Here is a 12,120-nt window from a genome sequence, read left to right on the forward strand (position 1 = left end):
GAGGGAAATAATATGCTTACCATTATCGCGGAAATCCGTACTCATCAAGCTGCTGAACATCGCCAAGCTGTTTTAGCTGCTTTTGAAAAAATTATTCCAACTGTACTGGCTGAAGATGGTTGTCATGGCTATGCGCCATTGATTGATCATTTACCTGCAATTGAAATGCAGACACAGGATGAAAATAGCATTGTGATGTTGGAGCAATGGGAAAGCACAGCTCATCTTGAAGCGCATATGCAAACGGCACATATGCTGAAGCATTTTGAGGCGACCAAAGATCATGTAGCTGATGTAAAAGTGCGTATTTTAGAAGCTAGTTTTTAAAAAACCTCTAATCACTTGATGGCCTTAGAGAAAAAAGGAAAGAATAGTTTTCTTTTCAGTGTCTTACCGTGATGCATCCTATATAACCTATAGGCTTACGTTACTTTTTTAAAAAAGTAACCAAAAACCTAGTCACCCACAAAACCTGTTCACTACTGGGATATATTTACTTATTTTGCAAAAACAATATATTACCAATAGTACGCAGGTTGTGGATGACATTTAGCACAAGCAGATTAATGTATAAATTCAGAGAAAATGCCTTTTATATCTCCCCCTATTAAATAGCAAAAGACATTTTTTACTGATAATAATACTGCTTCAAATGTCGGCTATATTCCGTCAAATAATGCTCTAAGCCCTCTCGACGATCAGCTTTTTGCATTTCTTTAGCGGCTAATTTCTCAATCTTGGTTTCCAGTAAATTAAGAATCGCTGCTTGTTCCACTTCTGGAAGTTGAGCTTTCTCTTTCTGCTGCTTTTTAATTTCTAAATAATCTTCCGCCCAGTGACGCAATGGATCATTTGAATCAACTTGTGCAAATAAATCAGTGATCAATAATTCTGGCATCACTTCTTGGGTTGCCAACTCTGCCGACATCAAACCACGAATCGAATAAAATACTTTTTTATAAGTAAAGTTTTCTGCGGTTTGCATCACTTTCATTCCACCTTTCGCCAGCGATAAGTAGTGGTGATACAGTGCGCTATAATCGATTCGCTCTAGCAATCCATCTCGAAACGTTTGCCATTCTGGAAAGGCATTAAAATACACAATATGTGCTCGCACCCACTCCAAAACGGTTGGGTTACTTTTAGCCAATAGCCCAAACATTTTGTCTAAATCATAAGAAACAAAGTCAAAATCCCCATCCATAATTTCAATCAGATCACGGTATTTCTTATAATCAAAATATTGGTCTTTACTGGGTAAATGAAAACCACGCACATCATAGTCGCTGTCAGGGCTTGCCATACCCCATAAACGGCTACCACTTTCAATATAAAATAATGGGATATCTTGGCGTTGTTGAAACAGTTTTTCGATTTCGTGATGGATGTTCATTTATATTACTTCATGATTTAAAAATTAAGACTTGCGAGAGACAATAATATTTTTTACTGTTCTAGTTCATTTGATTTTAAAAAGATAACCATTTGATAAAATCAATGTCTATTCAATATAACAAATAGGATCATTCATGCAACTGACTTATGCCGGACAGGTTTTCTTATTAGTCGTTGTGATCTTGAGTGTTTGGTCTTTTGTTCTGACAAAATTTTGGCTCAAGCGTTTAGCCAATAATCGTGAAAGCAGCAAGCTTGAATTTAGTTATTTATTCGTGGTTGTTTTTAGCATTAGTTCTTTATTCTTCCCCTTTACCTATTGGGTTTCACAAGCCGTCTATGGTTTAGCGACCAAACCAAGCTATGATGCAACGGTAGTGAGTTATACCTCTGAATGGGTCGATACTGAACGTACTGATTCCAATGGACGTAAATATAAAACCCAAATCTTAATGCACACTGCTCAGGTCCAATTCAAAGATGATCAAAACAGAATTTTAACCTTAGATAATTCAGTTCGTTCTGGGGATACTCCTGTGGTGGGAGATCATATTACAGTTGTTTATGGAGCTGGGGATCAAACCGTACAAGAAAAGAGTTGGCGAACGGGACTCCTATTTGCCGCAACCCTATTTATGCTGTTTGTTATGGGCTATATCTTGGTCATGATTATTGCGTATGGTTTGAATCGGGATATGGCGCCATATCGCAAGTTTGCCAATCTGCTTATTTTTAGAGTTACGATTCCATTAGGTACTATGGCAATGTTTGCGATGTTATCTTATTCGGTTTTTGCTTATTTCTTTTTAGGCAATCCACGTGATTTACCAGTTTGGGTCGTTGGGATTTGTGGTTTCTTTGCGTTGTGTCTTTTACCACTGATTTATCATATTTTGACGGGTTGGAAGGCGTATGAGAAATAAATCCAAATTTACTATCGCGTGGGCGGCATGGATGCCGCCATGTAGAACTGCTGTACAAGGATGTACTGTCAGTTCTACAAAGGATTTTTGCCTACTTTTGATCCTTCAAAAGTAGAAAACATCAATACCAATATTCCTCAGAACTCACTAGCTATCAGCGAGACTATGTAGATTTTTTTAAATATAGATTACCTATGATTTTATTTAACAATAAAAAAGCGCATCTTTAGATACACTTTTAACAGAACTTCTTTTATTTAATCAAGCATTAAAGATCAAATAATTTCCCAGGGTTCATAATCCCATTCGGGTCAAATGCCAACTTCAATGCTTTCATATATTCAATTTCCTCAGGCGAGCGTGAATATTCCAAATATGGTTTCTTGGTCATGCCCACACCATGCTCGGCAGAGATTGAACCATCATATTTTTTCACAGTGTCAAATACGTATTTATTCACCACCTGACACTTCGCAAAGAACTCATCTTTGGTGAGGTTTTCAGGTTTTAAAATATTTAAGTGCAAATTACCGTCACCAATATGGCCAAACCAACAAATCTCAAAATCTGGATAGTTATCAGCAACAATTGCATCAATCTCTTTGATAAATGCAGGTACATGCGTAATCAGTACCGAAATATCATTTTTATAAGGAATAAACGGCGCAATAGACTCTGAAATATCTTCACGCAAACGCCATAAGCTTTGCGCTTGCTCTAAACTTTGGCTCATCACCCCATCAATGACCCAACCCTGTTCCATACAATGCTCGAAAATCTGCATAGCTTTATCCATGATTGGCTCATACGGCGCTTCAAATTCGAGTAATACATAGAACGGGCATTGCGTTTCAAATGGACGCTGTACATGACCGCGATCCAAAACTTTTTGCATTGCGACTTCACCAAAGAACTCAAACGCGGTTAAGTCAATTTCTTTTTGGAAAGCATGCAATACAGGCATCACCGCTTCAAAGTCAGGTGTACCCAATACCATCACTTGCAGGTTTTGTGGTTGACGTTCCAACTTTATCTCAGCTTCAGTGACTAAACCAAGCGTCCCCTCACCACCAATGAATAAATGCTGCAAGGCATAACCCGTGGCATTCTTAATCATGCCTTTATTGATACGAAGAATATCACCCTTACCTGTCACCACCGTTAGACCAAGCACCCAGTTTCGGGTCATACCGTATTTGATAACTTTAATGCCGCCTGCATTGGTTCCGATATTTCCGCCGATTTGGCTTGAGCCAGTTGAGGCAAAATCAACTGGATAACACATCCCTTGTTGTTCTGCATAGTTCTGCAACTGTTCAGTGACCACACCAGCTTGAACTCGCACCATACGATCGGCTGGGAAGAACTCCAAGATTTGGTTCATCTTGTCAAAGCTAATCACGATCTCACCGTTGGCTGCCACCGCACCTGCTGAAAGTCCAGTACGCCCACCTGACGGCGTAATCGCAACATTAAACTGATTGGCAAGTTTAACGATGGCTTGAACCTGTTCCGTGCTTGAAGGAAAAACGATGACTGAAGGGTTCGGATCAAAATGTTTAGTATGATCTCGTCCCCAATTTTCCAAACTATCGGCATCGGTTTTAATACGGTTTTCACCCACAATTGCCGTTAATTGGGTCAATAACTCAGGTGTTAAAGCGACTGAAGCATTCATCGTTTACAGGCCTAGCAAGAAGTAAATATAGGACTTTTGAATAACAAGTAATGATCTTTCAATCTCTTGAAGCGTTGATCATTGGAGGTATCCAAAATATAGAAACTTTACAGAACAGCTCAAACCATTTGATTTCTAGGTTTGACCATCAGATAACTACATTTTACATAGAAGCGAGCATTGGATAAAGCATTGCATCAAGATACTGTCATAAGACACGGTCAATCCTGAAAATCAATCAACATTTCCATGGAAAATGATCAGTATTTCCACGCTGGAATTTGCAATGAAATCGCCCTCATTTTGATCAAACATGGTATGATACGGCGATTTAAATTCGACCTGATATAGCGTAGAGCCGTTATGAGCCAACATCTATCACTCCCTAAAGATAAAATCCGTTTTCTATTGTTAGAGGGCGTTCATCAAAATGCCATCGATACTTTAAACGCTGCGGGTTATACCAATATCGATTACCACAAAACTGCACTTGAAGGCGATGCTTTAAAAGAAGCGGTCAAAGATGCTCACTTTATTGGTATTCGTTCGCGTACTCAATTGACTGAAGAGATCTTTGAAGCAGCGAATAAATTGATTGCGGTAGGTTGTTTCTGTATCGGTACCAACCAAGTCGATTTAAAAGCAGCGATGTCTCGCGGTATCCCTGTTTTCAACGCACCGTATTCAAATACACGTTCAGTGGCTGAATTGGTTCTAGCAGAAGCAATTTTATTACTTCGTCGCGTTCCTGAAAAATCAAAAGATACCCACGCAGGCGGCTGGAACAAAGCGGCAGTTGGTTCTTTTGAAACACGTGGCAAGACTTTAGGTATCGTTGGTTACGGTTCAATCGGTTCACAACTTTCTGTTTTAGCTGAAAGCTTGGGTATGAAAGTGATCTACTTTGATGCTGTGACCAAATTACCTCTAGGTAATGCACGTCAAGTGGGTTCTATGGATGAGTTGTTAGCGACTGCTGATGTGGTTTCTTTACACGTTCCAGATGTTCCATCAACGCGTAATTTCTTCAAGAAAGAACAATTTGCGAAAATGAAACAAGGTTCAATCTTTATTAATGCTGCACGTGGAACATGTGTGATTATCGAAGATTTAGCTGATGCGATTAAATCGGGTCACATTGCTGGTGCCGCGGTTGACGTCTTCCCTAAAGAGCCAAAAGCCAATGGCGAAGAGTTTATTTCACCGCTTCGTGGTTTAGACAATGTTATTTTAACCCCACACGTGGGTGGTTCTACCATGGAAGCGCAAGCCAACATTGGTTTAGAAGTTGCTGAAAAATTCGTTTCTTATTCAGATAAAGGTATGACACTTTCTGCGGTTAACTTCCCAGAAATCGCATTACCACTTTCTGATGGTCAACATCGTTTGCTTCACATCCATAAAAACGTTCCGGGTGTATTATCTAAGATCAACACCTTATTTGCAGAACAAGGCATCAACATTTCGGGTCAGTCTTTAATGACCAAAGGTGATATCGGCTACCTCGTTATGGATGTCGATGCATCTGCTTCTCAAGAAGCACTTGATACCCTAAATCATGTTGAAGGTACGATTCGCGTTCGCGTATTGTTCTAAAACACGCTGACTTAAAAAATCACAGCTTTGGCTGTGATTTTTTTTGCTACGTCTTAAGGACAGTTGGGAATCACCACCCCATTATTGTCTTTGGCTTGATCATTGCCCCAACGCGACAGCATAAATGCAGACACCCATTGATTGGTTGGACCTACATCTAAGTCTGTTTTTAACCACCAATGATTCCATTGTGCGCCTGTCGCATTCTGAACTTTTGGTCCCCACACCTTACAGTAAACATAACTCGTACCTTTATACAGCGTTCCAGTAACCGTACCTCCGGGGCTAGAACGACCATTGGCATCGCCCCACGTATCTACCCAATATTTATTTCCAGTCGGTGGAGGTGGCGGTGTTGTATTCGGACAGTTTGCACTGGTTCTGACTATAGGGGAGTTTGGTACCATATATAACCATTCACCTTGGACTATCGGGTTCACAATATGCTGATTGCCTGCATCATTCAGACCCGGTGCATATAACTGTTCATAATGTAAATGAGGAATACCGGGTGATCCGACATCTCCCATATAGCCCACCACATCACCTTGTTTAACCGTTGTACCAACAGGCACATGGCTACTCATATGCATATAGGTGCTAAACCAACCATTGCCATGTCGAATTTCGATCCCACCGGGATAGAACGTCTGATGGACGAAACCGTCTGCCGATGCAGTAATTGGACTGCCTGTAAACATGCCCATACGATACATATCAATTTTTTTATCATCAGGATTATGCCCTTGATAGGTTTTTAATTCGATTTGCGCACCGCAGGGAAAAGGAAGTTTGAAAGCAGGACGATTCGGTAATGGATCAGCAGAAAAAGAATGCGTTGAAACCATTGCAAGCACTGCACAGGCGATGGTTTTATATCTATTTTTTAGAATAATGCTGGTCATTAATGGCGGGATTTGTATTTCAAACATCGTTTATTATCCTTATTATTGGACTGCTTCCATAAAGCCTTTGTATTTCTCCCGATGAGAAAAATATAAAAGACTAAATATTCATGAAAGAGATTTATTGATCAGTTTTTTTATTTTTTAGATATGCCGTTCCATTGAACAGCACATTGTCATTAGATCGCTTAAATATTAAGGACAATTTGGAATCACAGTACCATTATTATCTTTTGCTTCATCATTACCCCAACGTGACAGCATGAAAGCTGAAACCCACTGATTGGCTGGACCCACATCTAAATCGGTTTTTAACCACCAATGATTCCATTGCGTTCCTGTCGCGTTTTGGATTTTTGGCCCCCAAACCTTACAGTAGGTATAATGTGTGCCCTTGTATAAAGTGCCCGTAACCGTACCGCCCGGACTAGAGCGACCATTGGCATCGCCCCATGTATCCACCCAGTATTTATTTCCAGTTGGTGGAGGCGGCGGTGTTGTACCACCACATCCATTATCACTGGTCAAGACTCTTTGACCGTAACTGTATGGATAAGGTGCCAGTGACTTGCCATTGATGACAATGCTTTGCGCTGAATTATTCAGACGCTGTTCAAAGTGTAAATGCGCACCCGTACTTTGCCCTGTACTTCCTACCGTACCAATTTGATGACCCTGACCAATTGAAGCACCGACATTGACATTAATACTATTCAAATGAAAATAGTGGGTAGACCAACCGTTGCCATGATTGACCACCACCATATTGCCAGCACCACCATTCCAGCCAATAGAACTTACCGATACTGTTCCACCTGCTGAAGCCAATACGGCGGCACCTGAAGTTGCTCCATTATCCCATCGTACCCAGTCCAAGGCATTATAATTATGACCTGAGTAGGTGCTATAACTCCACGTTTGTCCACAGGCGAAAGGGGCTTTGAAGGAAGGCGCTGCGTAAGCTGCAAAAGGAACGAATGTCATTATACCAATGGCAAAAGCTCGTTTTAGTTTTAACATTTAATTGTCTCCATCATTATTATTTCATTTAAAGCATTATCATTTTTAGCGTTTTAATTAAGATGTACGGGGTCTTGATTGCCCCAAAATTTTATAGCAGACAAATCGTAAATTTGGTCTGTGAATCAGACGAACTGCATGCTTTCAAGCGACTATTCACACGATTAGCAGACCATTGCACGCTAAGAAAAATTTATATGACCCACACTTTCCAGCATTTACTGAGCAACCAATCTCAAAAAGGAACTGCATTTCGCGCCAATCAACCAAGTCCACAAACAAATAATATTTAAAAAAATATTAAAGTTAATTCAAGAGCCACGAGCGTATAAAACCTCAGGCCGCAATAAACTAAAATTCTGCTCGTCTCAACCCAGATCTTTGGTTAGAATTCAATTATTATGTGAAAGTTACACTAACTCAATTGCTGATTAAATGTCCAACTCAATTCTAAAGTCTCCGCTGTCTGCCATAGCATTATTGATGCTTGCGATGATCTGTGTCCAAGGCAGTGGTTCTTTAGCCAAAATGTTATTTCAGAGTTTTCCGGTATTAACGGTCTCCGCGATGCGCTTGTGTTTTGGTGCACTCATTTTGGCTGTGATTTTTAAAATCTGGACCATTGATTTTCGTACAGTTCGCTGGAAAGCCATCCTGAGTTATGGTGTTGCGTTGGCAGGTATGAATGGGTTGTTCTATTTATCGCTTGAACGTTTACCGCTTGGTCTTGCCGTTGCCTTTGAATTTATTGGACCTTTAAGTGTCGCGCTCTACTACGCTCGCCAAAAATATGACTTTATCTGGGTCGGTTGTGCGATTTTTGGCTTAGCGTTATTGTTCCCAATGCAACAAGCGCAACAAAGTCTCGATTTGGTGGGGGTATTTTTTGCTGTCAGTGCAGGTGCGTGTTGGGCCATGTATATTATTGCAGGACAGAAGCCCTCAGGCATTTCTGGCAACCATACCGTTTGTTTAGGTATGAGTATTGGTATGCTCTGTTTACTGCCATTTGCTGCTTTTTCTGGAGCGATGGATCGTGTATTCGAACTCCCCAATTTATATTATTTTATTGGGCTTGCTATTCTCGCCAGTGCCTTGCCATTCTCATTGGAAATGATCGCTTTGCGTAATCTAACACCACTGAGTTTTGGGACTTTGATGAGTCTAGAACCTGCTGTTGCCGCACTTTCTGGATTTGTATTTCTCGGTGAAAAACTATTGTGGAATCAATGGCTCGCTCTTGCCACCATCATCATCGCCTCAATTGGTTGTACCTTTACCATGCAACGTGCTCGTCAACAAAAAGAGGTTAAATAAAATGCCGCTTTGCAATAAAAATGTACCTGTCCGAGCGTATGATCATCATGCCTGTTGTTTAGGTTTTCTTAAACTTATTTTGTAGATCTGCCATGAAAAATCTTCAATTGGTTGCAGTGCTATACATGGTTTTATCCATGGTTGCCTATCAGATTAGTGCCTCATTTGCCAAGCAACTGATCACCACACTCGACCCACTGACAGTGACGATTTTAAGGCTTTGCTTTGCGACCATTATCGTGGCAATCATGTTCCGCTCATGGACAATTTTATCCAAACTCAAACAACTCAAATGGCGAGATCTATTGCTTTATAGTGCTTCTTTGGGCTGTATGAATATCTTGTTTTATACCTCTTTAGGTAAACTGCCCCAAGGGATTGCCGTCGGTTTGGAATTCATTGGACCTTTGAGTTTGGCCTTGCTCTCAATCAAACAGCGTAGTGATTATATTTAGGTGGTTTTTGCAATATTAGGGATTGCACTGATGGTACCGTGGCACGATGCCAATCAAGATAATTTTTCTTATATCGGTGCAGCATGTGCTCTCGGTGCTGGATTTTTCTGGGCCTTTTATATTTATTATGGACATCGTGTTGCGCAACAAAATATCGGCATGCATGCGCTCACCATTGCGATTGGTTTATCGGCATTGATCCTATTGCCTTTTGGTCTATGGAATAACGCCCCAGTCTTACTTGACACCCAATACTGGGGCAAAGCCTTAGTCATTGCAGTGCTAGCGACAGCTATACCTTATGCACTCGACTTAATGGCCCTCAAACGCTTAAGTAAACTCAGCTATGGCACGCTCACCAGCCTAGCACCCGCATTAGCTGCTTTGGCAGGCCTAGTCATCCTGCATGAGCAAATCAGCTTGATTCAATGGGTTGCACTTGCTTGTATTATGGCGGCATCCATCGGTGTAACTTTACGCGGGGAAAAACAAGTTCCGTGACATGGTGAAGGAACACTGAATATTAAGTTTCAGAGACCTTATATTTACCATATTCCTTTAAATATTTCTGAGCGAGGCTTTCTTTCTCGCGATCAGAGAGGATTTTCCCAGCCTGTTGAAAAAATGTATGTTCTTCTTCTTTTAAGTGATGATGAACTGTCTCACTGAGCTGTTTAGCAGTTGCCAACCAGCTCGGATTACTCATATCTGTTTCTTCTAGTTTTTCGATCAATTCATCCATTTCATGGTGTTCTGCCAAAGCATGTCGGGTAATACCTAAACCCACATCATCAAACATCAATGGAATATATAAATAGCGATCCTCGGCAACCGAATGAGCATATAATTCATTTTTTAATAATTTAAATAATTGTTTTCGTTCATCACTCATACCACTGGTCGCAATGAGTTTCTGAGCTAGGCTACGTTGTTGCTCATGACTTTCTCGGAGTGCTTCAAATATATTCATCGATCACCTCTATGATTGGCTAACATCATCAACATAGGATTTAAATCCATTATCATGTTGTTGTGCTTGGCTGATCTTTCATAATAGAAAGTGTCGTTTTTTTATACAGTGCTATTTAAGTATGTTTTTGTCGTGAAAATTTAACGTTTAGATTCAAGCTGCAACCAAAATCTGATAGCCCAAGCGACAAATTAAGATACTCACCAAAATCAGAAAGAGGATACGGATAAATCCACTGCCATATTTTAAAGCCAAACGAACGCCCAATAATGAACCCGCAATATTCGCTACCGCCATCATCAAACCTAAACCAAATAACACATGCCCAGTCGGAACAAAAAAGCTCAAAGCTGCCAAATTGGTCATAAAATTTCCGATTTTAGACAGGGCTGAAGCATGTAAAAAATCGACCTGTAAAAAACGGATAAAGAAGAAAATAAAGAAACTACCCGTTCCTGGGCCAAAAATCCCATCATAAAAGCCTATCGCAAGACTACCGATTGCAGCAAAAATCAGTAACTTTGGTGTGATGCGTTGATCCACATGGACTTGGCCAAACTGCTTTTTCATCAAAGTATAAATCGCAATCACGATCAGCATGACCAAGACGAAAGGTCTTAAAATATGAGTTGGAATCATCGAGACACATGCAGCACCAGCAAAAGAGCTCACAAAGGCAAAGATCGCAATAACCACCAACAACGGCCACTTCAATTTAACTCGTCGTACAAATGAAAAGGCTGCTGAAGCTGTACCACAAATCGAGGCCAATTTATTGGTTCCGAAAATGGTGGCTGGGGCTGTCTGAGGTAATGCCCCCATCAAGGCAGGAATTTGAATCAATCCTCCACCGCCTACAGCCGCATCAATGGTTCCTGCACAAAACGCAAAGAACACCAGACTCAGAATCAGTTCCCATTCCATCGATGATTACTCTACAAATTCAAGAGGCGTTTTGGTACTAGACGTTTCTTATCAGTGATTTCAGCCAAACCTAAACAACGTTCGCCATCGAACACCAATACTTCTGCAACAGCCTCATGCTCAATATTACTTTCCTGACCATTGCCAAAATACTTTTCACGTCCTTCTGGCAACTGAACTCTAGGAAAATGCGCAATAGGTGCATAGACGGGAAGTAATAAAGCATCTCGTTGTTCTAGCGATAAGCTTTCCAAATACTCAATGGTGTAGTCTGGATTTATCTCAAAATGACCTGTTTGAATACGATTCAAATGAGTCAAATGTCCACCGCAACCTAAGGCTTCACCAATATCCTCACCGAGCACACGGATATAAGTCCCTTTTGAACAAGTCACATCTAAAGTCAGACTATCTTCAGTAAAGCTCACCAAAGTTAAGTCATAAATCGTGACTGGACGTGCTTCTCTTTCAATCTCAATGCCTTGACGCGCCAACTCATACAACGGACGCCCATCCCGTTTTAAAGCGGAATACATCGGTGGAATTTGCTGAATATCACCACGAAATTGCGCCAATACCTGTTCAATGCTTTCTAAGGTTAGATGTGGTACTTCTCTCTGCTGGAGAATTTCACCTTCGACATCACCTGTCGTGGTCGTTTGACCCAATTTGACTGTAGTTTGATAACGTTTGCTTGAATCGAGTAAGTAATGTGAAAACTTGGTTGCTTCACCCAAGCATATGGGTAATAGTCCCGTCGCCAAAGGATCTAAAGACCCTGTGTGCCCTGCTTTCTGAGCATTAAACAGTCGACGTACTTTTTGCAATGCTGAGTTTGAACTGATTCCTAAAGGCTTATTTAATAAAAACACACCACTTAGATGACGATAAGCACTTTTTTTCATAAATAAGAGTCAAAATACAAAGATGCATTTTA

The 12,120-nt window shown here is 40.7% G+C and carries 11 protein-coding genes and 1 pseudogene; 5 read left to right on the forward strand and 7 right to left on the reverse strand.

Translation table 11 applies throughout. The annotated features are described in order from the left end of the window. The first annotated feature begins 12 nt into the window (after positions 1 to 12). Positions 13 to 327: a putative quinol monooxygenase gene (locus F991_RS15170; protein ID WP_004673115.1), complete on the forward strand. Its 315-nt coding sequence runs from the start codon at positions 13 to 15 to the stop codon at positions 325 to 327. Positions 328 to 628: 301 nt separating this feature from the next. On the opposite strand, the gene F991_RS15175 is transcribed toward F991_RS15170, so the two are convergent. Continuing rightward, positions 629 to 1,393, reverse strand: coding sequence for a nucleotidyltransferase domain-containing protein (locus F991_RS15175; RefSeq protein ID WP_004673117.1), 765 nt, complete (start codon positions 1,391 to 1,393; stop codon positions 629 to 631). Between the two features lie 136 nt (positions 1,394 to 1,529). Here F991_RS15175 and F991_RS15180 point away from each other — a divergent pair, with 136 nt between their 5' ends. Then, the gene (locus F991_RS15180; RefSeq protein ID WP_004673119.1) at positions 1,530 to 2,318 is read left to right on the forward strand and encodes a hypothetical protein; all 789 of its coding nucleotides are present in this window, start codon (positions 1,530 to 1,532) and stop codon (positions 2,316 to 2,318) included. Between the two features lie 268 nt (positions 2,319 to 2,586). On the opposite strand, the gene F991_RS15185 is transcribed toward F991_RS15180, so the two are convergent. After that, on the reverse strand, positions 2,587 to 3,996 hold the full coding sequence (locus F991_RS15185) for an FAD-binding oxidoreductase (RefSeq protein WP_004673120.1): 1,410 nt from the start codon (positions 3,994 to 3,996) through the stop codon (positions 2,587 to 2,589). Between the two features lie 363 nt (positions 3,997 to 4,359). On the opposite strand from F991_RS15185, the gene serA reads away from it, so the two are divergent. Further along, the gene (gene serA, locus F991_RS15190) at positions 4,360 to 5,592 is read left to right on the forward strand and encodes a phosphoglycerate dehydrogenase (RefSeq protein WP_004673121.1); all 1,233 of its coding nucleotides are present in this window, start codon (positions 4,360 to 4,362) and stop codon (positions 5,590 to 5,592) included. A gap of 53 nt (positions 5,593 to 5,645) precedes the next feature. On the opposite strand, the gene F991_RS15195 is transcribed toward serA, so the two are convergent. Together F991_RS15195 and F991_RS15200 are read right to left on the reverse strand one after the other, a co-directional pair. Next, complete coding sequence (locus tag F991_RS15195; protein WP_004673122.1) at positions 5,646 to 6,524, reverse strand: M23 family metallopeptidase; 879 nt, start codon at positions 6,522 to 6,524, stop codon at positions 5,646 to 5,648. A gap of 168 nt (positions 6,525 to 6,692) precedes the next feature. Further along, positions 6,693 to 7,517, reverse strand: coding sequence for a M23 family metallopeptidase (locus F991_RS15200; protein WP_004673123.1), 825 nt, complete (start codon positions 7,515 to 7,517; stop codon positions 6,693 to 6,695). A 435-nt stretch (positions 7,518 to 7,952) separates the two neighbouring features. Here F991_RS15200 and F991_RS15205 point away from each other — a divergent pair, with 435 nt between their 5' ends. Together F991_RS15205 and F991_RS15210 are read left to right on the forward strand one after the other, a co-directional pair. Continuing rightward, positions 7,953 to 8,834, forward strand: coding sequence for an EamA family transporter (locus tag F991_RS15205; RefSeq protein ID WP_004673125.1), 882 nt, complete (start codon positions 7,953 to 7,955; stop codon positions 8,832 to 8,834). 92 nt (positions 8,835 to 8,926) lie between these two features. Then, positions 8,927 to 9,790: pseudogene (locus F991_RS15210) on the forward strand (EamA family transporter). Positions 9,791 to 9,812: 22 nt separating this feature from the next. Here F991_RS15210 and F991_RS15215 read toward each other — a convergent pair. The 3 genes from F991_RS15215 to truB all read right to left on the reverse strand — a co-directional run bounded on the left by F991_RS15215 (position 9,813) and on the right by truB (position 12,088). Beyond that, positions 9,813 to 10,259: a hemerythrin domain-containing protein gene (locus tag F991_RS15215; RefSeq protein WP_004673129.1), complete on the reverse strand. Its 447-nt coding sequence runs from the start codon at positions 10,257 to 10,259 to the stop codon at positions 9,813 to 9,815. Between the two features lie 153 nt (positions 10,260 to 10,412). Then, complete coding sequence (locus F991_RS15220) at positions 10,413 to 11,183, reverse strand: sulfite exporter TauE/SafE family protein (RefSeq protein WP_004673130.1); 771 nt, start codon at positions 11,181 to 11,183, stop codon at positions 10,413 to 10,415. A gap of 11 nt (positions 11,184 to 11,194) precedes the next feature. Beyond that, positions 11,195 to 12,088, reverse strand: a complete 894-nt coding sequence (gene truB, locus F991_RS15225; RefSeq protein WP_004673131.1) for a tRNA pseudouridine(55) synthase TruB — start codon at positions 12,086 to 12,088, stop codon at positions 11,195 to 11,197. Positions 12,089 to 12,120: the final 32 nt, after the last annotated feature.

It is taken from the genome of Acinetobacter sp. CIP-A165, assembly GCF_000367985.1.
Classification (GTDB): domain Bacteria; phylum Pseudomonadota; class Gammaproteobacteria; order Pseudomonadales; family Moraxellaceae; genus Acinetobacter.